Origin of the sequence: Pseudomonas sp. Irchel s3a18 (genome assembly GCF_900187535.1) — a bacterium.
GTDB lineage: Bacteria > Pseudomonadota > Gammaproteobacteria > Pseudomonadales > Pseudomonadaceae > Aquipseudomonas.
Window position 1 is genome coordinate 89,684 of the sequence record NZ_FYDV01000004.1, and the last position, 20,537, is coordinate 110,220.

Genomic DNA, 20,537 nt, shown 5'->3' on the forward strand with positions numbered 1-20,537 from the left:
CAAGCTACAAGTAAAAGCCATTCCGCTACGTTCTTTCGTCATGTGCAACGTTACAAATCTACAGGCATAAGGCAAACGTGAGTGCTACGAGCATCGCTTGAAGCTTGAAGCTTATAACTTGCAGCTGTTTCCTGCTATCGGCGAACGACCAGATACAAGCCCACGGCTACCATGATCGCCCCCGGCCAGTGGCCCAGTTCGTTCAATGGGCCGCCGGCCAGCAGGATCGCGCCGCCGGCCAGATGGGCGGTGCCGAGCAGGCGCAGGAACCAGTCGTCCGAGCGGCGGTGCCAGGCAGGTGGCGGGTTGGCCGCGTGGGGCAGGGACATGCGCTCGAGCAGGTCGCGGGTCATGTTGGCCAGGTGCGGCAGTTGCTCGACCTGACTGTGCAGGTTGCCCAGCAGGGCTTTGGGGCTCACGCGTTCGCGCATCCAGCGTTCAAGGAAGGGTTGTGCGGTGTTCCACAGGTCCAGGTCCGGGTACAGCTGACGGCCCAGGCCTTCGATGTTGAGCAGGGTCTTTTGCAGCAATACCAGCTGTGGCTGCACTTCCATGTTGAAGCGTCGCGCGGTCTGGAACAGGCGCATCAGTACTTGGCCGAAGGAAATATCCTTTAACGGCTTTTCGAAGATCGGCTCGCACACCGTGCGGATCGCCGCCTCGAATTCGTTGAGCTTGGTTTCAGCCGGCACCCAGCCCGAATCGATGTGCAACTGCGCGACGCGCCGGTAGTCACGCTTGAAGAACGCGAACAGGTTGCGTGCCAGGTAGTCCTGGTCCTCGGGGGTGAGGCTGCCGACGATCCCGCAGTCGATGGCAATGTACTGCGGGCTCCAGGGGTTCACGGTGCTGACGAAGATGTTGCCCGGGTGCATGTCGGCGTGGAAAAAGCTGTCGCGGAACACCTGGGTGAAGAAAATCTCCACGCCGCGCTCGGCGAGCATTTTCATGTCGGTGCGCTGGTCGGCCAGGGTCGCCAGGTCGGTGACCTGAATCCCGTAGATACGCTCCATCACCAGCACTTTCGGCCGGCACCAGTCCCAGTGGACCTGGGGTACGTACAGCAGTGGCGAGTCGTCGAAATTGCGTTTGAGCTGGCTGGCGTTGGCCGCCTCGCGCAGCAGGTCGAGCTCGTCGTAGATGGTTTTTTCGTAGTCGCTGACCACGTCTACCGGGTGCAGCAAGCGTGCGTCGGCAGAGAACTTTTCCGCGGCGCGGGCGAGAATGAACAGCCATGCCAGGTCTTGGGCGATGATGGGCTTGAGGCCGGGGCGGATGACCTTGACCACCACCTCTTCACCGCTTTTGAGTTGCGCGGCATGCACCTGGGCGACCGAGGCCGACGCCAGCGGCTCGATGTCGAAGCGGCTGAACACGTCGCTGATCTTCTTGCCCAGTTGATCTTCGATCAGCTTGACCGCCACCTGTGAATCGAAGGGCGGTACCCGGTCCTGCAGCAACATCAGCTCATCGGCGATGTCTTCGGGCAGCAGGTCGCGGCGGGTGGAGAGGATCTGCCCGAACTTGATAAAGATCGGCCCCAGGTCCTGCAAGGCCAGGCGCAAGCGAGCGCCCCGGCTCAGGTCCAGGGTTTTGCGCGGAAACCAGCGCCACGGCAACGCATAACGCAACGCCAGCAGGAACCACGGCAGTGGCAGGGCGAACAGCAGGTCATCGAGACGGTAGCGGATCACGACGCGCTGGATGCGCAACAAACGGCGGACGGCAAGCAGCTTCATGCGTTATCGCTTGAATCAAGGGATCGGGAGAGGCGCTCGAAGCGCGCCTCAAGACGTTCCAGGTCGAGTTTGATCTGGTCCAGCTCGCTGAACCGCGCTTCGGCTTCGCGCTGGCCGACCAGGGTGCGCGATTCTTCGGCGAGGTATTCGGCGAGGTTCTGGTTCAGGCTGGTGAATCCTTGTTGATACCAGCGTGCGCGGCTGCGCAGGTGGCCGCCAATCAGTTGCGTGGCAACCGGGCCGAGCCAGCGTGAGAGTTCATACTCCCAGTCCAGTTCCAGGTCCTGCAACACGGCGGCCAGTTCCAGCAGCACGCCGCTGTCACCGTCCAGCTCTACCTCGGTACGGTGCAGGACCGAGGTCTTGTCCTTGCTCATGGCCAGCGCCAACAGGCTCGAGGCGGGTGCGCGCAAGGTGCAGTCGGCCGCGGTTTCCCAATGGGACGCCAGCATCAGGCTTTCATCGCTGGGCAGGATGAACAGCTCAAGCGCCGGGCTGCGACACTCGACGGCAATCACCTTGCCGCTCAAATGGGCCAGGCGCGGCAGGGCTGTGCTGTCGAGCCGCAGTACCCGGTTGAGGCCGAGTTCGACACTGGCGAGCAGGCCGGCGAGCAACATCAGGGTTTGATGCCGCGGTGCAGGGCGACGATGCCGGCAGTCATGTTGTGGTAGGTCACGCGGTCGAAACCGGCTTCGACCATCATCGACTTCAGGGTTTCCTGATTCGGGTGCATGCGGATCGATTCGGCCAGGTAGCGATAGCTTTCCGGGTCATTGAGGATCAGTTTGCCGACCATCGGCATGAAGGCAAACGAGTACGCGTCATAGGCCTTGGACATCAGCGCGCTGGTGGGCTTGGAGAACTCCAGCACCAGCAGGCGGCCGCCAGGCTTGAGCACCCGCAGCATCGAGCGCAGGGCGTCTTCCTTGTGGGTAACGTTGCGCAAGCCGAAGGCGATGGTCACGCAGTCGAAGTGGTTGTCCGGGAATGGCAGCTTTTCAGCGTCGGCCTGGACGAATTCGATGTTGCCGGCCACACCCTTGTCCAGCAGACGGTCGCGACCGACCTTGAGCATGGACTCGTTGATGTCGGCCAGCACCACCTGACCGGTCGGGCCGACCAGATGGGAGAATTTGGCCGCCAGGTCGCCCGTGCCGCCGGCGATGTCCAGCACGCGATTGCCTGCGCGTACACCCGACAGTTCGATGGTGAAACGCTTCCACAGGCGGTGCATACCGCCGGACAGCACGTCGTTCATCAAGTCGTACTTGGCGGCTACCGAGTGGAACACCTCGGCGACTTTTTCCGCTTTCTGGCTTTCCGGAACGTTTTTGAAGCCGAAGTGTGTGGTGGGTTCGGCATCGCTGCCTTTGCGCTGGTCAGTCATATCGCTGTCACCAAAAGAGATTGCGCGACATTCTAATCCCCAAGGGATGCTTTGTCTTGGCAAGGCTGAAGGTAAGATGGGCAACCGTCGGGACGTTTTGACGCAGCAGGGGTCAGGATGTGCCGGCCAGGCATTCATAAATCAGGAGTCATTCAATGGCCCGTATTAGTGTTGAGCGTGCCCACAGTCTGGGTAAGGAAGCCGCCCGCGAGAAGGCCGACAAGCTGGCGAGCAAGCTGGCCGATCAGTATGGCCTGGAGCCGCAATGGTCGGGTGACACCCTGAACCTCAAGCGTTCCGGAGTGAAGGGCGCGGTGCATGTCGGCGAGGATTCGATTCGCATCGATGTAGAGTTGGGCATGCTGATGTCGGCCATGAGCGGCACCATCAAGGCGGAAATCGAAAAGGCCCTCGATAAAGTCCTCGTATAAGGTCGCACTCATACCTGTGGCGAGGGCACTTGCTCCCGCCGGGGTGCGAAGCGCTCTCGCCACAATTGATCTCGGACAGGCACTGCTTGTTTATGTCGGTTGTTAGGGTGCCGTTTCTAATTTTTCTCCCTACCTTGTGCCTGAGCCCGACTCTTTTGCGGGCAGTTCCTCAAACCTTCTGCGCGTGAGGTGCACCATGGCCAAAGTAACCTTGAAGAAAAAAACTGACGTTCAGCCGACCACGGTGAATGAAGTGAAATCCTATGCCCGCAAGATCTGGCTGGCAGGCCTGGGTGCCTACGCCAAGGTCGGCCAGGAAGGCAGCGAGTACTTTCAAGAGTTGATCAAGGCTGGTCAAACTGTTGAAAAGAAAGGCAAAGAAGTTGTGACTGAACAACTTGAAGCCGCCAACACCCAGATTGATAGCGTCAAGACTGATGTCGTCAGCCTCAGGGACCGTGTCGAAGTCCAGTTCGACAAAGTCGAGAAGGCCTTTGATGCGCGTGTCGCCGGTGCCTTGAATCGTATCGGCATTGCGTCTAAACATGACGTTGAGACACTCTCTGCTAAGCTCGATGAGCTGACGGCATTGCTTGAACGTGTCGCGCGTAAACATTAAGGAGAACGGGATGGCTGGTAAAAAGAACACCGAGAAAGAAGGCAGCTCGTGGATCGGGAAGGTCGAAGACTACTCCCGCAAGATCTGGCTGGCCGGTTTAGGCGTGTACTCGAAGATCGACACTGACGGCAGCAAACTCTTCGATACATTGGTTAAGGATGGCGAGAAAGCCGAGAAGCTCACCAAGAGCGCTGTCGGCAAAAAAGTTGACGCTGCCAAAGAATCCGCTACATCGGCCAAGTCGCGCATCAGTGGCGTTAAAGATCGCGCACTGGGCAAGTGGGACGAACTGGAAGGGGCTTTCGACAAGCGTCTGAACAGTGCCATTTCCCGTCTTGGCGTGCCAAGCCGCAACGAAGTCAAGGCGCTGCATAGCAAGGTCGATACCCTGACCAAGCAAATCGAAAAACTCACCGGCGCCAAGGTTGCACCTGTTGCGGCCAAGCCTGCGGCAAAAACCGCAGCCAAGCCGCTGGCCAAGGCTGCTGCAAAACCTGCCGCCAAGCCAGCAGCGAAAACCGCAGCCGCCAAACCGGCAGCGGCCAAGCCCGCAGCTAAACCGGTAGCCGCCAAAGCTGCCGCCAAGCCTGCTGCGAAAACCGCAGCGGCCAAGCCGGCCGCAGCGAAGAAACCCGTGGCCAAGAAGCCAGCAGCCCCGAAAGCTGCCGCGCCGAAACCGGCAGTGGCCGCTGCCAAGCCGGCAACACCTGCCGCTGCGGTAAGCCCAGCGAACTCGGTCTCGGCACCCGCGCCGGCTGCGGCACCGACTGTAACGCCAGCACCATCGGCGCCATCCAGTCAGTCCTGATTCATACGGGACATGCAAAAACGCCCGGCCTGCGAAGGTCGGGCGTTTTTGTTTGCGGACTCAGCGCTTTTCACGGGTGCCGGCGCAGGGTGACGATCGTTTCCGGGCCGGACCTACTCGTGCTCTTCCAGATACTGCAGTGCCAGGCGCTCGGTGGCGATTTTTGCCGTTGGCAGCAGGTGCGGGGCCACCAGCATCATGATCTGGTAGACCACCACCCGTACCTCACCTTCGCGATCGAGAATCCGCTGATAATCCAGTGAGAACAGCAAGGTCAGGGTGATCTGTTCCACCAGTTGCCCCAGGGCCTGGGTGTCGCTGACCAGTTGCCCTTCTGCCTTGAGTCGCGCCAGTAACGAGGCCAGTGTCCGTTTGAGGGCGTTAAGCAGGTTGCGAATGCCCTTGGCCAGTTTCGGCAGGCGTCCGGCCAGGTTCGACAGGTCCTGGAACAGGAAGCGGTAGTGGGCCAGTCGCTCGATGATCAGGTGCAGGAACAGCCAGTAGTCTTCCGGTGTCAGCCGGACATCCGACGGCGGGTCGAGCAGTGGCGTCAGTTCGCTCTGGAAGCGTTCGAACAGGCCCAGGATCAGCGGCTCCTTGCCGTGAAAGTGGTAGTAGAGGTTGCCCGGGCTGATCCCCATTTCATTGGCAACTTCCATGGTGGAGACATTTGGTTCGCCCTTCTGGTTGAACAACAACAAGGCACATTCGAGAATCCGGTCGCGGGTTTTCATCCAGTCTTCTTAGTGATCGAGTCGAGCCACGGCCAGCAGGCCGGCCGTGGCACAAAGACAGATCAGCGCACGCGCACGTAGGTGCCTGGCGCTGCCTCCATCGGTGGGTAGTGCTGATTGCCCAGCGCCATCAGGGTTTCGCGTTGCGTGCCGGACCGTTCCTGTATCCAGTCAAGCCATTGGGTCCACCAGCTGCCATCGAAATGTTTGGCGTCGTAATACCAGGCCCGTGGGTCGCTGGTCAGTTTCGGGCTTTCGACATAGTTGGCCTTGGGGTTGCTCGGCGGGTTGAGAATGCTCTGCACATGACCGCTGTTGGACAGGACGAAACGCCGGTTGCCGCCCAGCAGCAGGGTTGAGCGGTAGACGGCGTCCCACGGGGTGATGTGGTCGTTCATGCCGGCCACGCTGAAGCTGTCGACGGTGACTTTTTGCAGGTCGATCGGCGTGCCGCAGACTTCCAGGCCGCCGGGATGGGTCAGCGGGTTGTGCTTGAAGAAGTCCAACAGGTCACCGTGGAAGGCCGCTGGCAGGCGCGTGTTGTCGTTGTTCCAGTAGAGGATGTCGAACGCGGGCGGTTCTTTGCCCAGCAGGTAGTTGTTGACCCAGTAGTTCCAGATCAGGTCGTTGGGGCGCATCCAGGCAAAGACCTTGGCCATGTCGCGACCTTCGAGTACGCCTTTCTGGTAGGAGTGACGCTTGGCCGCTTCGAGGGTCTGCTCGTCGGCAAACAGGGCGGCCGGGCTTTCCAGCTCGCTGTCCAGCAGGCTCACCAGATAGGTGGCGCTGGAGATCCGCCGTAGCTGCCGCTTGGCTTGCAGATGCCCTTGCAGTGCAGCGATGGTCAGCCCGCCCGCACAGGCGCCCATCAGGTTGACCTCGCGGCTGCCGGTGATTGCCCGGCAGACATTCATGGCTTCTTCCACCGCCTCGACGTAACTGGACAGGCCCCATTCACGGTGGCGTATGTCCGGGTTTCGCCAGCTGATCATGAACACCTGCAGGCCGTTTTTCAGGGCGAACTGCACAAAGCTGTTGTTCGGGCTCAGGTCGAAAATGTAGTACTTGTTGATCTGCGGTGGCACCACCAGCAGGGGTTTGGCGTACTGTTTTTCGCTCATGGGCTTGTATTGCATCAACTCCAGCAGCTCATTGCGAAACACCACGGCACCGGTGGTGGTGGCAACCGTTTTGCCGACCTCGAACGCGTGCTTGGCGACTTGGCTGGGCAGGCCGTTGTTGTGCATCAGGTCATCGAACAGATGCGTCAGGCCACGGACCACGCTGTGACCACCGGAGTTGAACAGCTCCTTGATCGCCAGGGGATTGAGCAGGGTGTTGGAGGGCGATACCGCGTCGTTGAGCAAGGTAAAGACGAAGTGCGCACGGGCGCGATCATCGTCAGACATGCCGCTTTCATCGATCCAGCTTTTGACCTGTTTCTGCCAGCTCAGGTAGGCCTGGAGACTGCGCCGGTAAAAGGGGTTCAGGCTCCAGCTCGGGTCGGCGAAGCGATTGTCCGCAGGGTTGGGGTGATGCAGGGTCTCGCCCAGCAACACTCGGCCCAATTGACCGCCCAGGGCCAGCGCGTGCCTGGCGCTATGCACCGGATGGCGCAAGCCGTGGGCGGCAACACTACGCAGTGTCGAGAACAGATCCCGGCCGCGCAGACCGGTGATCGCATTCTGAGCATTGATGAATGCAGCGGCTGTGGGCAAGGTGCCCGGCGCTGGTTTGTCTCGCATGAGTCAACACTCCTTCGTCAAGCCTTCAACAAGTACATCACGCTCGCAGTGCATACGCTTGGCTGCGAACCTCCCTGCGGCTCCCGACTGCCTTGTCGGTGTACGCCGTCAGTCAAGTGCTGCCATGGGGTGTCGGGTGCGGATGCATGACCGCCCGTAGGCGTTCTTCCTGGAGAAACTTCATGATGATCGGGGCGACGGCTTCGGCCCGGGTGATCAGGAATAAATGACCGTCGTCGATTATGTGTAGCTGGGCGTTGGGAATACGCCAGGCGAGCATGCGCATATTGATCAGTGGTATCAGCGGATCGTCGTCACCGGCCAGTACCAGGGTCGGCTGATGAATCTTGTGCAGCCAGTGAATACTGGTCCATCCCAGGCCGGCGAAAAGCTGCCAGTAGTACCCCAGCTTGCCCGCCGAACGCACTTTGCTGGCGTGCTCCGCGGCCAGGTTCGGATCGCGGCGGAACGCGCCACCGTAAATCAGTGGCGCGATACGAATCACGTGGGACGGTTGAATGTAGCGTCGGGGGCTGGCCATCATCCACAGCACTTTCGGTTTGCCCGGCACCATCACGGTGCCGGCTGCCGTCGCCGCCAGCACCAGCTTCTTGCAGCGCTCGGGATAGTCGTGGGCGAACTGCTGGGCGAGTGCGCCCCCCCATGACACGCCGAGCACATTGACCTGGCCGTAATCCAGGTAATCGAGCATCCGTGCGGTCAGTTTGGCCAGGCCGGGAAATCGATAGGGGCGGCGGGGTGTCGATGATCCGCCGACACCCGGCACGTCGAAGGCAATTACTTCCAGGTCCGGGTCCAGTGCCTGGATGAACGGAAACACCAGCTCCAGGTTGGCGCCGATGCCATTGAAAATCAGCAAGGGCGTCAAGTGAGGCTTGCCGGGGCGTACCGCGGTGCGGATGGTTTGGCCATCCAGATCGACGGTACGGAATATGTACGGTTTCGGCATGCTTCAAGCCCTGTGGGTCAGTTAAGCGAAAGGCAGCCTCAAGCCTCAAGCCTCAAGCTAATCAACTTGCAGCGTGAGGCTTGCAGCTTTCAGCTATCTCTCGTGCACATAGGTCCCCGGTGCGGCTTCACCTGCGGTGTAGGTCTTGTTGCCGAGTACGGTCGGGGCCTTTTTCAGCTTGCCCGAGCGCTCGGCCTGCCAGGCCTGCCAGTGCAGCCACCAGGAGTCGGTGTGCTTGGTCGAGTTTTCTTGCCATTCATCCGCAGTTGCCGTCATCTCGGTGTTGGTCATGTAGCGCGATTTCGGGTTGCCCGGCGGGTTCAGAATGCTCTGGATGTGCCCGCTGCTCGACAGCACGAATTCGACTTTGCCACCGAACAGCTGCGCCGACTTGTAGCAGGACTTCCACGGGGTGATGTGGTCGCTGGTGCCTGCCAGGGCATAGACGTCGGCTGTGACCTGCTTGAGGTCGATGGGCGTGCCGCACACTTCCAGTGCATCGGCGCGGGTCAATGGGTTGCTTTTGAACATTTCGATCAGGTCGCCGTGGAACGCCGCGGGCAACCGGGTGGTGTCGTTGTTCCAGAACAGGATGTCGAACACCGGCGGCTCGTTGCCCAGCAGGTAGTTGTTGACCCAGTAGTTCCAGATCAGGTCATTGGGGCGCATCCAGGCGAAGACTTTCGCCATGTCTCGACCTTCCAGCACACCGGCCTGGTAGGAGTGACGCTTGGCGCTTTCCAGGGTCTGTTCGTCGACGAACAGCGCAACCTGGGAATCAAGGGTGGTGTCGAGCACGCTGACCAGCAGGGTGAGGGAGTTGACCTTTTTCTCGCCGATCGCGGCGTAGTGGCCCAGCAGTGCGGTGCAGGTGATGCCGCCGGAGCAGGCGCCGAGAATGTTCACGTCCTTGCTGCCGGTGATGGCCGTGATGACGTCGATCGCTTCCTTGAGCGCTTCGATGTAGGTCGATAGCCCCCACTCGCGCTGTTCCTTGGTCGGGTTGCGCCAGCTGACGATGAAGGTCTGCAGGTTGCTGCGCAAGCAGTGGCGCGCCAGGCTTTTTTCCGGGCTGAGGTCGAACACGTAGAATTTGTTGATCTGTGGCGGTACTACCAGCAGCGGGCGCTCGTACACTTGCTCGGTGGTGGGGCGGTACTGGATCAGCTCCAGCACGTCGTTGCGGAACACCACGGCACCCTCGCTGGTGCCCAGGCTTTTGCCGACTTCGAAGGCGCCCATGTTGACCTGGCTCGGCATGCCGCCGTTGTGGACCAGGTCCTTGGCCAGGTGGGAGAGGCCGTCGAGCAGGCTCTTGCCGCCGGTCTCGAAGAAGCGCTTGACCGCCGCGGGGTTGGCCGCGCTGTTGGTCGGGGCCATGGCTTCGGTCATCAGGTTGATCACGAAGTGCCCGCGGCTGATGTCCTGATCGGAGAGGTTGCTCTCGTCTATCCAGTCGTGGAGTTCCTTGCGCCACGCCAGGTAGGTTTGCAGGTAGCGTTTGTAAAGCGGGTTCTGGCTCCAGGCCGGATCGTTGAAGCGACGGTCATCGCCTGCCGGTTGCAGTTCGGACTTGCCGAACATGACGTTCTTGAGCTCGATGCCGAAATGGGCAACATGCTTGACGCTGTGGATGGGTTGTTTGATGGCCTGGGTTAGCACCATGCGGGCAGAGGTAAGCAGATCCTTTCGACGCAAGCCGATGACCGGGTTGAGCCCCAGAGTATTTTCCGAGGCTTGGGTTTTCAGGTCATCGTTATTCTTGTTACTCATCTACGACGCTCCATTGTCCTGATATGAGTTCCTGAGTCTAGCTGTGTAGTCACACAGCAAATGCCAGGCACTACTCTCAGGTGACCGTTAATTGCACACCGCTACAAATGCACGGAACTTGCCAGATCCATTGGTTACCGGAGTTTAATTTTTTTCGCAAGCAGGCCCGTCATTGGCCTTTGGCCGACGCATTCAAACAGATGAAATTAGAAAATGCGCTCTAAAGTGCGAAAGCCTTGAGCTAGAGCATCAGCTTGACGACAGACTCGCTGGGGTCGCGGGATTTTCCGGCGGCTTTGAGCTCGGCGAGATAGTCGTCCCAGAGTGCGTCATAACGTCGCGCCAGCTCGTAGAGATATTCCCAGGTGAACAGGCCGCTGTCGTGGCCGTCATCGAAGGTCAATTTCAGTGCGTACTGACCGGCCGGTTCTACCTTGCTTAGGCCGACGTTGATCTTGCCAAACTGCAGGATAGGTTTGCCGTGGCCCTGGACCTCGGCGGAGGGGGAATGCACGCGAAGGAATTCCGCGCTCAGGTGATATTCCTCGCCGGACGCATATTTGAGCGTCAGGGTTTTCGAGGCTTTGTGCAGGTTGATGGCGGTGGGGAGTTGGGTCATGGGAAGGGCTTCTGGGCTTTAAGCTACAAGCTACAAGCTACAAGCCGGTGATGTCCAGCTTGCAGCTTGTCGCTAGAAGCTTGCCGCTCTACAGAATGTAGCGGGACAGGTCTTCGTTCTGCGCCAATTCGCCCAGGTGGCTGTTGACGTAGTCGGCGTCGATGCGGATTGGCTGGTCGCTGTGAGTGCTGGCCAGGTCGCCAGCGCTGAACGACACCTCTTCGAGCAGGCGCTCAAGCAGGGTGTGCAGGCGACGGGCACCGATGTTCTCGGTCTTCTCGTTGACCTGCCAGGCAATCTCCGCCAAACGCTTGATACCGTCTGGCTGGAACTCGATCCCCAGGCCTTCGGTTTTCAGCAGGGCGCAATACTGTTCGGTCAGGGACGCATGGGGCTCGCTGAGAATGCGTTCGAAATCTTCCGGGCTCAGGGCCTTGAGTTCGACGCGAATCGGCAGGCGGCCTTGCAACTCAGGCACCAGGTCGCTCGGCTTGCTTAGGTGGAACGCGCCGGAAGCGATGAACAGGATGTGGTCGGTCTTGACCATGCCCAGTTTGGTGTTGACCGTGCAGCCTTCGATCAGTGGCAGCAAGTCGCGCTGTACGCCTTCGCGGGATACGTCGACGCCGCCGGAATTACCGCGCTTGGCGACCTTGTCGATTTCGTCGATGAACACGATGCCGTGCTGCTCGACCGCTTCCAGTGCCTTGGCCTTGAGCTCTTCGTCATTGACCAGGCGGCCGGCCTCTTCGTCGCGCACCAGTTTCAGTGCTTCCTTGACCTTGAGCTTGCGATTCTTGCGCTTGCCCTTGCCCATGTTGGCGAACAGGCTCTGCAGCTGGTTGGTCATCTCTTCCATGCCCGGAGGCGCGGAGATGTCGACGCCGGACACTTCGGCGACTTCGATTTCGATCTCCTTGTCATCCAGCTGGCCTTCACGCAGGCGTTTGCGGAACAGCTGGCGGGTGTTGGAGTCCTGGGCCGGCGCTTCGTCGTTGTTGAAGCCCATGCGTGCCGGCGGCAGCAGCGCGTCGAGGATGCGCTCTTCGGCGGCGTCTTCGGCGCGATGGCGAACCTTGATCATTTCCTGCTCGCGCAGCAGCTTGATCGCGGCATCGGCCAGGTCACGGATGATCGACTCGACGTCACGGCCGACGTAACCGACTTCGGTGAATTTGGTCGCTTCGACCTTGATGAACGGTGCATTGGCCAGTTTGGCCAGGCGGCGGGCGATTTCGGTCTTGCCGACACCGGTCGGGCCGATCATCAGGATGTTCTTGGGGGTGACTTCTACGCGCAGCTCTTCAGGCAGCTGCATCCGGCGCCAGCGGTTACGCAGGGCGATGGCGACGGCGCGCTTGGCATCGTCCTGGCCGATGATATGGCGATTGAGTTCGTGGACGATTTCACGGGGAGTCATGGACATAATATTTGGCGGACCTCAAGCAAGAGTGAGTCGTGGCGTGTGGCCGAAACAGGCTTACTCGGCGCAGTCCTGCTCCTCAATGGTCTGAGTGTGGTTGGTGAATACACAGATGTCGCCGGCAATGCCGAGGGCGGTTTCGACGATTTCCCGGGCCGACAGGTCGGTTTTTTTCAGCAGGGCACTGGCGGCGGCCTGGGCATAGGCGCCACCGGAACCCATGGCGATCAGGCCATCTTCGGGCTCAACCACATCGCCGTTGCCGGTGATGATCAGAGAGGCGTCTTTGTTGGCGACGGCGAGCATGGCTTCGAGGCGGCTCAGGGAGCGGTCGGTACGCCATTCCTTGGCAAGTTCGACGGCAGCACGGACCAGATGGCCCTGGTGCTTTTCAAGCTGGCCTTCGAAACGTTCGAAGAGGGTAAAGGCGTCAGCGGTGGCGCCAGCAAAGCCGGCGATGACCTGGCCGTGGTACAGGCGGCGAACTTTTTTCGCGTTGCCTTTCATCACGGTGTTGCCCAGAGAAACCTGGCCGTCGCCGCCCATGACGACTTTGCCGTGGCGGCGAACTGAAACGATGGTGGTCAAGGGAAGAGTCTCCACGCAGCGGGGCGAAAATGCCTTATGCCAACTCATATGGGGGTGGCTGAGCGTTTTTCAACTGTAGGACGTGGCGGGGGACGAGCGGTGTGAGCAGATGATCATTCCCACGCTCCGCGTGGGAATGCAGCCCGGGACGCTCTGCGTCCCTTCAGGAGCTGGAACGTGGAACGTCCCTGGAGGCGTTCCCACGCAGAGCGTGGGAACGAGCGTAACTGCGGATCAGCGGCTCTGGCGTTGTTGTAACAACAGGTTGCTGAAGCCGCTGCCGGCCAGTTGTTTCTGGGCGGTGGTCAGTTGTTCGCGGTTGCTGAACGGGCCGACCAGGACCCGGTACCAGGTTTCGTCCTTCACGGTGCCGGACTCCACCGATACCGCCTGGCCGAGCAGAATGATCTGTGCCCGGACCTTGTCGGCGTCGGCTTCCTTGCGGAACGACCCCGCCTGCAGGTAGAACTTGGTCACTGGCGCCGCCTTGGCTACGGGCGGCGCTGGCGGCGGGGTGAGTCCGCTCAGGGCGGCCTGGGCGCGGGCGGTGTCGATCTTCGCCGCTTCTGCTGGGGTCACAGGCGCCAACGGGGCGGTCTGCGGTGTCGGCAGGGTTTTTTCCGGCACAGCGTCAGGCGGCACGATGACCTCCGATTCCGGCAGCAGGGTGTAGAAGTCGTACTTCGGTTTCACCGGCTGCTGCGGGCTCGGCGGGGTCTTGTTGGCCTCGGCGATCCGCGTGGCTTTCTGCTCTTCCTGTTTGACCCGCTTGACGTCGTCACCCTTGCCCGGTTCCAGCTTCATCAGGAACACGATGAACGCGCCGACGGTCAGGCCGATGGCCATCCATAGCCATCCCGGGATCGGCTGTTTTGCAGGAGCTTGGTAACGGCTGGCGCCACGCTTGGGTGCAGGTTTTTTCTTGGCGGCCAACTTACATGCGCTCCAGAGTTTCCAGGCCCAGGAGTTCAAGGCCTTGCTTGAGAGTGCGACCGGTCAGCGCGGCAAGGCGCAAGCGGCTCTGCATCTGTGCCGGGGTTTCGGCACCGAGGATCGGGCAGTTCTCGTAGAAGCTGGAGAACAGGCCGGCGACGTCGTACAGGTAAGTACAGAGGATGTGCGGCGTGCCCTTGTCGGCCACGTTGTTCAGCACTTCACCGAACTGCGCCAGCTTGGCCGCCAGTTCCTGTTCGTGCGCGGCTTCGAGGACGATTTGCCCCTCGACTTCACTGAAGTCCTTGCCAAGCTTGCGGAACACGCCTGCCACACGGGTATAGGCGTACAGCAGGTACGGCGCGGTGTTGCCTTCGAAGTTCAGCATCAGGTCGAAGTTGAAGCTGTAGTCGCTGGTGCGGTGCTTGGACAGGTCGGCGTATTTCACTGCGCCAATACCGACGACTTTGGCGATGTTGCGCAGGTCGGCTTCGGCCAGCTCCGGATTTTTTTCCTTCACCAGGGTGTAGGCGCGTTCCTTGGCTTCGTTCAGCAGGTCGATCAGCTTCACGGTGCCGCCATCACGGGTCTTGAATGGACGGCCATCGGCGCCGTTCATGGTGCCGAAGCCCATGTGTTCCATTTCCATCGGATGGGTCACGAAGCCGGCCATGCGCGCTACGGCAAACACTTGCTGGAAGTGCAGGGCCTGGCGCTGGTCGACGAAGTACAGCGCGCGGTCGGCCTTGAGCATGCCGCTACGGTAGCGCACGGCGGCCAGGTCAGTGGTGGCGTAGAGGTAGCCGCCGTCAGCCTTGACGATGATCACTGGCAGCGGCTCACCGTCGGCGTTCTTGAACTCGTCGAGGAACACGCACTGGGCGCCGTTGCTCTCGACCAGCATGCCCTTGGCCTTGAGGTCGTTGACCACGTTGATCAAGTCGTCGTTGTAGGCGCTTTCGCCCATGACGTCGGCCATGGTCAGTTTGACGTTCAGCTGTTCATAGATCTTCTGGCAGTGGGACAGCGAGATGTCCTTGAACTTGGTCCACAGCGCCAGGCATTCCGCATCGCCGGCCTGCAGCTTGACCACCAGGCCGCGGGCGCGGTCGGCGAACTCTGCGGATTCGTCGAAGCGTTGCTTGGCGGCACGGTAGAAGTTCTCGAGGTCCGACAGCTCGTCGCTGGTGATCGGGTTTTCCTGCAGGTACGCCATCAGCATGCCGAACTGGGTGCCCCAGTCGCCAACGTGGTTCTGGCGGATCACGGTGTCGCCGAGGAACTCCAGGACTCGCGCCACGCCGTCGCCGATGATGGTCGAGCGCAAGTGGCCGACGTGCATCTCCTTGGCCAGGTTCGGTGCCGACAGGTCGACCACGGTGCGTTGTACGGGACCGGCCTTGCGTACGCCCACTTGAGCGTCGGCCAGGGCCGCATCCAGGCGCGCAGCAAGAGCCTGGGTGTTCTGGAAGAAGTTGAGGAAGCCGGGGCCGGCGATTTCAGCTTTACTGACGTTTTCGTCAACCGGCAGCGCGGCAATGATTTTTTCCGCCAGGTCGCGCGGTTTCATGCCGGCAGGTTTGGCCAGCATCATGGCGATGTTGCTGGCGAAGTCGCCGTGAGTCTTGTCACGGGAGTTCTCCACCTGAATCGCCGGCGTCAGGCCTTCAGGCAACACACCGTCGGTAACGAGTTGGGTGAGGGCTTGCTGGATCAACTGGCGAATGGTGTCTTTCATGGTCTTCTCTTTCAACCGCAGAGCGGCGGCGCATCAATGCGCGGGTGGAAAAACTGGGCATTATCCGTTGCGAAGTCGGGCTTGCCAACCTTAGCAGGCCGGTTATGGATATGTGGCGAAAATTCGACCGTCATCGCGAGCAGGCTCGCGAGAGCGATCTTGCGGTCAATACAAATCGACCGGGTCGACATCCAGCGACCAGCGCACCGCTCGACCGCTCGGCATCTGCTCCAGTACCAGCAGCCACGCACTGAGCAGCCGATGCAGCGGCGCCCGTGCCGTGGCTTGCAGCAACAGTTGTGCGCGATAACGTCCCGCCCGGCGCTCCATGGGGGCCGGCACCGGGCCGAGCAGTTCGATCCCGCTCAGGTTCTGTCCGGCCAGCAGGCGCTCGGCCTCGCTGCAGGCCTCGTCAAGGAAGCCTTCGGCCTGCCCCGGCTTGTGTGCTTCGGCGCGCAGCAGCGCCAGGTGGGCAAAGGGCGGCAGTCCGGCGGCGCGGCGTTCGCTCAAGGCCTGTTCGGCAAAGGCGAAGTAACCTTGTTCGGTCAATTGCACCAGCAATGGATGGTCTGCCAGGTGGGTCTGGATGATCACTTTGCCCGGCTCTTCGGCGCGACCGGCACGACCGGCGACTTGCACGATCAATTGGGCCATGCGCTCGCTGGCGCGGAAGTCACCCGAGAACAACCCACCATCGGCATCGAGGATCGACACCAGGGTCACCCGGGGGAAGTGATGCCCTTTGGCGAGCATCTGCGTGCCCACCAGAATGCATGGCTGACCTTTCTGGATGGTCGCGAACAGCTGGTTCATTGCGTCTTTGCGCGACGTGCTGTCGCGGTCGACCCGCAGCACCGGGTAGTCCGGGAACAATATCCCCAGGCGTTCTTCGGCGCGCTCGGTGCCGGCGCCCACCGGCCGCAGATCGACCGTGCCGCATTTCGGGCAATTGCGCGGAGCCCGTTCTACATAGCCGCAGTGGTGGCAGCGTAATTCGCCGTGGCGCTGGTGTACGGTCATGCGCGCGTCGCAACGTTGGCATTCGGACATCCAGCCGCAATCGTGACAGAGTAGGGTTGGCGCAAACCCTCGGCGGTTGAGAAACACCAGGACTTGCTGACCGGCGGCGAGGGTCTGGCCGATGGCCTGTTGCATGGGGCCGGAGATGCCGCTGTCCAGCGGACGACTTTTCACGTCCAGGCGCAGGAAGCGCGGTTGCTTGGCGCCGCCAGCCCGTTCGTTCAGGCGCAGTAGCCCGTAGCGACCGGTGTAGGCGTTGTGCAGGCTTTCCAGGGAGGGGGTCGCAGAACCCAGGACTATCGGGATGTTTTCCTGTCGCGCACGCACCAGCGCCAGGTCACGGGCGTGGTAACGCAAGCCTTCCTGCTGTTTATAGGAGCCGTCGTGTTCTTCGTCGATGATGATCAGGCCGGGGTTTTTCATCGGCGTGAACAGCGCCGAGCGGGTGCCGATAATAATGTCGGCCTCGCCATCGCGGGCCGCCAGCCAAGACTCCAGGCGTTCACGGTCGTTGACTGACGAGTGCACGAGCGCGATGCGCGCATTGAAGCGTTGCTCGAAGCGCGCCAGGGTTTGCGGCCCGAGGTTGATCTCGGGAATCAGCACCAGCGCTTGCTTGCCGGCCTCGAGGGTCTCGCGGATCAGTTGCAAATAGACTTCGGTCTTGCCGCTGCCCGTCACGCCGGCCAACAGGAACGCATGGAAGCTGTCCAGGCCCGCGCTGATGGCTTCGTAAGCGGCGCGTTGCTCCGGGTTCAGTGGCAGCTCCGGCTGGGCTAGCCAATGTTCGTGACGCTCGCCGGGCGCGTGCTTGCGGATGTCCACCTGTACCAGCTCCTTGGCCAGCAGCAGGTCAAGACTGTCCTTGCTCAGCATCAGCTTGCTCAGCAGTTGATGAGCGACGCCGTGGGGATGCTGGGCCAGGGTCGCCAGGGCCTCGCGCTGGCGCGGGGCGCGGGCAATGCGCGGATCGTCGAGCCTGGCGCCCGGGGTGATCGACCAGAAGCGCTCCTGGCGTGCTTCGGCCAGTTCGCCTTGGCGCAACAGCACTGGTAGTGCCCAGCTCAGGGTGTCGCCGAGGCTGTGCTGGTAGTACTGGGAGGTCCACAGGCACAGCTTGAACAGTGCCGCCGGCAGCGGTGGCGTGGTGTCGAGCAGGGCCAGTGCCGGCTTGAGCTTGTCTGCCGGTACATCGCTGTGGCTGGTGACTTCCACCAGAATGCCGATCATCTCCCGTCGACCGAATGGCACGCGCAAACGCATGCCTGGCTGCAGCTGCTTGCGCAGGACACCGGCCGGCGCGCGGTAGTCGAACAGGCGGCGCAGGGGCGAAGGCAGGGCGAGGCGCAGTATGGCGTCGGGCACGCGGGATGATCTCATTGGGCGGGTGGTGAAGAGGGGGCGGAGCCTAGCAGACGGTCGGGGTCGTGTCCTCCATCAGGAAGCCGTTCACCTGTTGTCGAGCGGATTCTGATGCCAGGCAAGGCGCTACGATGACGCTTGGCACTATGGGGGTAGCAGCGCCGAATGGCGTTGAAAGACGCCGCTGGCAGCAGGCCATATTTTCTGATGGAGGGCGCTTTGGACCGCTTGCGGGATTGAAAAGGTCTGGTAGAATCCGCGGCCTAATTACGTGCGGTATTCAACAATGGTGTTGAGTGGCGGCACGCTAGCCTGAGGAATCACCATGAAAGCCGATATCCATCCAACATACGAAATCACCGCAGTAACCTGCAGCTGTGGCAACAAGTTCGAAACTCGTTCGAACCTGGCCAAGCCTCTGGCGATCGACGTATGCAACGAGTGCCACCCGTTCTACACCGGTAAGCAGAAGACTCTGGATACTGGCGGCCGTGTACAGAAGTTCGCCGACCGTTTCGGTATGTTCGGTGCCAAAAAGGCCTAAGGCCTATCGATTTGGAAGGTCGTTTCGACTTCTCCAGACTGATGAAAAAGGCGTCCCTTGCGGACGCCTTTTTTGTGTCCGCGATTTGGCTGTCCGCGGCTCCAGCCTTCTGCCCGGAAAAGAATGCAAAGACCGTTGCGGTCGTGCCTTGATCCGCGTTTTTGAGGTCGAGGGGATCAATCGTGAGGCGCACATGCTCGCCGAGGGCTTCGCTTATCGGGTGTCGGTGCCGGCGAATGCCGATCTGGTCTAGTTGCTGGCAGGTTGCCGAACGCGTTGCTCGACAGGCTGGGCTGGGGCCTTGGCGGCAGTCTCCTGTGCTGAAAGCGGAGCAGATCACGGCTTACGGCTTCGCCGTGGTCAGTGGTCGTGTGAGCAGGGGCCAATGCAATCGTGGTGGGGTTTGGATCGAGTTGCAGGGCTCGGTTGTATTGCGCGTTGCACCCAATCAGTTCAATCCATTTGATCTGCCGACACTGGAACGACGCAAAGGCAAGCGGATCGAGGCGTGTGGCCGGGTACTCGATCGTTCGTGGCAAGGGCGTTTGCAATCCGCTCGGGCGCACTGGTTGTGGTCATTGACCCATCCGACGATGCTGCAGGTGCCCACTTGAGAAAAATTGTAGACATTTTTTATAGTGATTGTGAACAGTTAAGCCCTTGTGTTCCGTGGCTCTTGGCCCAAAGTCGTAGGGCCGGGCGCTTGACAGGGGTGACTGGTCAGTCTTGTGGGGACTTTGCGAGGCGCGTATCCTCGGCGACCAGTCTGTCCAACAGTAAAAGCGGAATGCCCCCATGTCTGATCTGAAAACTGCCGCTCTCGAATATCATGCCAATCCTCGTCCAGGGAAGCTGAGTGTCGAGCTCACCAAGGCCACTGCTACCGCTCGCGACCTGTCGCTGGCCTATAGCCCCGGCGTAGCCGAGCCAGTACGCGAAATCGCTCGCGATCCTGAACTGGCCTACAAGTACACCGGCAAGGGCAACCTGGTTGCAGTCATTTCCGATGGCACCGCGATTCTCGGCCTGGGTAACCTCGGCCCATTGGCGTCCAAGCCAGTGATGGAAGGCAAGGGCGTACTGTTCAAGCGCTTCGCCGGTATCGACGTGTTCGACATCGAAGTCGACTCCGAAAGCCCACAGGCTTTCATCGATACCGTAAAGCGCATCTCCATCACGTTCGGTGGCATCAACCTGGAAGACATCAAGGCACCTGAGTGCTTTGAGATCGAACGTGCCCTGATCGAGCAGTGCGACATTCCGGTGTTCCACGATGACCAGCACGGTACAGCGATCGTGACCGCTGCCGGCATGATCAACGCCCTGGAAATCGCGGGCAAAACCCTTGCCGATGCCAAGATCGTCTGCCTGGGTGCTGGTGCTGCCGCCATCTCCTGCATGAAATTGCTGGTGAGCATGGGCGCCAACATCGAAAACATCTACATGGTTGACCGTACCGGTGTGATCCACTCCGGCCGTGACGACCTGAACCAGTACAAGGCGGTCTTCGCTCACGCGACTGACAAGCGCACCCTGGCAGACGCCCTGCAAGGTGCTGACGTGTTCGTTGGCCTGTCCGGCCCGAATCTGCTGAGCGCCGAAGGCCTGAAATCCATGGCGGCCAACCCGATCGTGTTCGCCTGCTCGAACCCGGATCCGGAAATCGCCCCGGAACTGGCACACGCCACCCGTGACGACGTGATCATGGCGACCGGCCGTTCGGACTACCCGAACCAGGTGAACAACGTACTGGGCTTCCCGTTCATCTTCCGTGGTGCCCTGGACGTTCGCGCCAAGCGCATCAACGAAGAAATGAAAGTGGCAGCGGCCAACGCCCTGCGTGAACTGGCCAAGCTGCCGGTACCTCAGGACGTGTGCGACGCCTACGGCGGCATCAAGCTGGAATTCGGTCGTGAGTACATCATCCCGAAACCAATGGATGCCCGTCTGATCACCGTGATCTCCGACGCTGTGGCCAAGGCCGCGATCGAGACCGGCGTGGCGACCCTGCCGTATCCGAAGAACTACCCGCTCAAAAGCGTGGATGACGTGTTCAACGGCTAAGCCTGCGTAGCGTCAAGCCCCAAGCCCCGGCTCTCGC

At 60.9% G+C, this 20,537-nt stretch carries 18 protein-coding genes and 1 pseudogene; 6 read left to right on the forward strand and 13 right to left on the reverse strand.

From position 1 onward, the window contains the following. Positions 1–134: 134 nt before the first annotated feature. Genes ubiB through ubiE form a run of 3 tightly spaced genes read right to left on the reverse strand, consistent with a single transcriptional unit; the run spans position 135 to position 3,129 of the window. Positions 135–1,739, reverse strand: a complete 1,605-nt coding sequence (ubiB, locus tag CKW29_RS07640; RefSeq protein WP_095144619.1) for a ubiquinone biosynthesis regulatory protein kinase UbiB — start codon at positions 1,737–1,739, stop codon at positions 135–137. Then, complete coding sequence (locus tag CKW29_RS07645; protein ID WP_095144620.1) at positions 1,736–2,359, reverse strand: SCP2 domain-containing protein; 624 nt, start codon at positions 2,357–2,359, stop codon at positions 1,736–1,738. The genes ubiB and CKW29_RS07645 overlap by 4 nt, the downstream gene beginning before the upstream one ends. Then, on the reverse strand, positions 2,359–3,129 hold the full coding sequence (gene ubiE, locus CKW29_RS07650) for a bifunctional demethylmenaquinone methyltransferase/2-methoxy-6-polyprenyl-1,4-benzoquinol methylase UbiE (protein ID WP_095148237.1): 771 nt from the start codon (positions 3,127–3,129) through the stop codon (positions 2,359–2,361). The genes CKW29_RS07645 and ubiE overlap by 1 nt, the downstream gene beginning before the upstream one ends. Before the next feature lie 155 nt (positions 3,130–3,284). Between ubiE and CKW29_RS07655 the strand changes: the two genes are divergently transcribed. From CKW29_RS07655 to CKW29_RS07665, 3 genes are all read left to right on the forward strand, one after another. After that, positions 3,285–3,560, forward strand: coding sequence for a polyhydroxyalkanoic acid system family protein (locus tag CKW29_RS07655; RefSeq protein WP_095144621.1), 276 nt, complete (start codon positions 3,285–3,287; stop codon positions 3,558–3,560). 196 nt (positions 3,561–3,756) lie between these two features. Continuing rightward, a complete protein-coding gene (locus CKW29_RS07660) occupies positions 3,757–4,179 on the forward strand; it encodes a phasin family protein (protein WP_095144622.1) in 423 nt (140 codons plus the stop codon). 10 nt (positions 4,180–4,189) lie between these two features. Further along, positions 4,190–4,987, forward strand: coding sequence for a phasin family protein (locus CKW29_RS07665; protein WP_095144623.1), 798 nt, complete (start codon positions 4,190–4,192; stop codon positions 4,985–4,987). A 113-nt stretch (positions 4,988–5,100) separates the two neighbouring features. Here the strand turns inward: CKW29_RS07665 and CKW29_RS07670 are convergent, their stop codons facing one another. The 10 genes from CKW29_RS07670 to CKW29_RS07715 form a co-directional block, all read right to left on the reverse strand. Continuing rightward, positions 5,101–5,721 carry a TetR/AcrR family transcriptional regulator gene (locus CKW29_RS07670; RefSeq protein ID WP_095144624.1) on the reverse strand — a complete coding sequence of 207 codons (621 nt, stop codon included), beginning with the start codon at positions 5,719–5,721 and terminating at the stop codon, positions 5,101–5,103. A gap of 62 nt (positions 5,722–5,783) precedes the next feature. Continuing rightward, a complete protein-coding gene (gene phaC / locus CKW29_RS07675) occupies positions 5,784–7,466 on the reverse strand; it encodes a class II poly(R)-hydroxyalkanoic acid synthase (protein ID WP_095144625.1) in 1,683 nt (560 codons plus the stop codon). Positions 7,467–7,578: 112 nt separating this feature from the next. Beyond that, complete coding sequence (phaZ, locus tag CKW29_RS07680) at positions 7,579–8,436, reverse strand: poly(3-hydroxyalkanoate) depolymerase (protein ID WP_095144626.1); 858 nt, start codon at positions 8,434–8,436, stop codon at positions 7,579–7,581. Between the two features lie 93 nt (positions 8,437–8,529). Further along, positions 8,530–10,209 carry a class II poly(R)-hydroxyalkanoic acid synthase gene (gene phaC, locus CKW29_RS07685; RefSeq protein WP_095144627.1) on the reverse strand — a complete coding sequence of 560 codons (1,680 nt, stop codon included), beginning with the start codon at positions 10,207–10,209 and terminating at the stop codon, positions 8,530–8,532. Positions 10,210–10,450: 241 nt separating this feature from the next. Continuing rightward, positions 10,451–10,828 carry a gamma-butyrobetaine hydroxylase-like domain-containing protein gene (locus tag CKW29_RS07690; protein ID WP_095148238.1) on the reverse strand — a complete coding sequence of 126 codons (378 nt, stop codon included), beginning with the start codon at positions 10,826–10,828 and terminating at the stop codon, positions 10,451–10,453. Positions 10,829–10,916: 88 nt separating this feature from the next. After that, a complete protein-coding gene (hslU, locus tag CKW29_RS07695; protein ID WP_095144629.1) occupies positions 10,917–12,254 on the reverse strand; it encodes an ATP-dependent protease ATPase subunit HslU in 1,338 nt (445 codons plus the stop codon). A 54-nt stretch (positions 12,255–12,308) separates the two neighbouring features. Then, positions 12,309–12,839 (reverse strand): ATP-dependent protease subunit HslV, encoded by a 531-nt coding sequence (gene hslV, locus CKW29_RS07700; RefSeq protein WP_007975582.1) that lies wholly within the window; start codon positions 12,837–12,839, stop codon positions 12,309–12,311. A 234-nt stretch (positions 12,840–13,073) separates the two neighbouring features. Continuing rightward, on the reverse strand, positions 13,074–13,772 hold the full coding sequence (locus CKW29_RS07705) for an SPOR domain-containing protein (protein ID WP_095144630.1): 699 nt from the start codon (positions 13,770–13,772) through the stop codon (positions 13,074–13,076). 1 nt (position 13,773) lies between these two features. Further along, a complete protein-coding gene (gene argS / locus CKW29_RS07710; protein WP_095148239.1) occupies positions 13,774–15,510 on the reverse strand; it encodes an arginine--tRNA ligase in 1,737 nt (578 codons plus the stop codon). 165 nt (positions 15,511–15,675) lie between these two features. Further along, positions 15,676–17,895: a primosomal protein N' gene (locus tag CKW29_RS07715; RefSeq protein WP_095144632.1), complete on the reverse strand. Its 2,220-nt coding sequence runs from the start codon at positions 17,893–17,895 to the stop codon at positions 15,676–15,678. Between the two features lie 322 nt (positions 17,896–18,217). On the opposite strand from CKW29_RS07715, the gene rpmE reads away from it, so the two are divergent. The 3 genes and pseudogenes from rpmE to CKW29_RS07730 all read left to right on the forward strand — a co-directional run bounded on the left by rpmE (position 18,218) and on the right by CKW29_RS07730 (position 20,500). Continuing rightward, on the forward strand, positions 18,218–18,436 hold the full coding sequence (gene rpmE / locus CKW29_RS07720) for a 50S ribosomal protein L31 (protein WP_095144633.1): 219 nt from the start codon (positions 18,218–18,220) through the stop codon (positions 18,434–18,436). A gap of 106 nt (positions 18,437–18,542) precedes the next feature. Then, a pseudogene (locus CKW29_RS07725) lies at positions 18,543–19,050 on the forward strand (thermonuclease family protein); the annotation flags it as partial. Positions 19,051–19,231: 181 nt separating this feature from the next. Further along, entirely contained in the window at positions 19,232–20,500 is a 1,269-nt protein-coding gene (locus tag CKW29_RS07730; RefSeq protein WP_095144634.1) for a malic enzyme-like NAD(P)-binding protein, read from the forward strand. Positions 20,501–20,537: the final 37 nt, after the last annotated feature.

Coding starts and splice junctions, on each gene's coding strand:
- ubiB (WP_095144619.1), bottom strand. CDS start 1,739: ATGAAGCTGCTTGCCGTCCGCCGTTTGTTGCGCATCCAGCGCGTCGTG.
- CKW29_RS07645 (WP_095144620.1), bottom strand. CDS start 2,359: ATGTTGCTCGCCGGCCTGCTCGCCAGTGTCGAACTCGGCCTCAACCGG.
- ubiE (WP_095148237.1), bottom strand. CDS start 3,129: ATGACTGACCAGCGCAAAGGCAGCGATGCCGAACCCACCACACACTTC.
- CKW29_RS07655 (WP_095144621.1), top strand. CDS start 3,285: ATGGCCCGTATTAGTGTTGAGCGTGCCCACAGTCTGGGTAAGGAAGCC.
- CKW29_RS07660 (WP_095144622.1), top strand. CDS start 3,757: ATGGCCAAAGTAACCTTGAAGAAAAAAACTGACGTTCAGCCGACCACG.
- CKW29_RS07665 (WP_095144623.1), top strand. CDS start 4,190: ATGGCTGGTAAAAAGAACACCGAGAAAGAAGGCAGCTCGTGGATCGGG.
- CKW29_RS07670 (WP_095144624.1), bottom strand. CDS start 5,721: ATGAAAACCCGCGACCGGATTCTCGAATGTGCCTTGTTGTTGTTCAAC.
- phaC (WP_095144625.1), bottom strand. CDS start 7,466: ATGCGAGACAAACCAGCGCCGGGCACCTTGCCCACAGCCGCTGCATTC.
- phaZ (WP_095144626.1), bottom strand. CDS start 8,436: ATGCCGAAACCGTACATATTCCGTACCGTCGATCTGGATGGCCAAACC.
- phaC (WP_095144627.1), bottom strand. CDS start 10,209: ATGAGTAACAAGAATAACGATGACCTGAAAACCCAAGCCTCGGAAAAT.
- CKW29_RS07690 (WP_095148238.1), bottom strand. CDS start 10,828: ATGACCCAACTCCCCACCGCCATCAACCTGCACAAAGCCTCGAAAACC.
- hslU (WP_095144629.1), bottom strand. CDS start 12,254: ATGTCCATGACTCCCCGTGAAATCGTCCACGAACTCAATCGCCATATC.
- argS (WP_095148239.1), bottom strand. CDS start 15,510: ATGAAAGACACCATTCGCCAGTTGATCCAGCAAGCCCTCACCCAACTC.
- rpmE (WP_095144633.1), top strand. CDS start 18,218: ATGAAAGCCGATATCCATCCAACATACGAAATCACCGCAGTAACCTGC.
- CKW29_RS07730 (WP_095144634.1), top strand. CDS start 19,232: ATGTCTGATCTGAAAACTGCCGCTCTCGAATATCATGCCAATCCTCGT.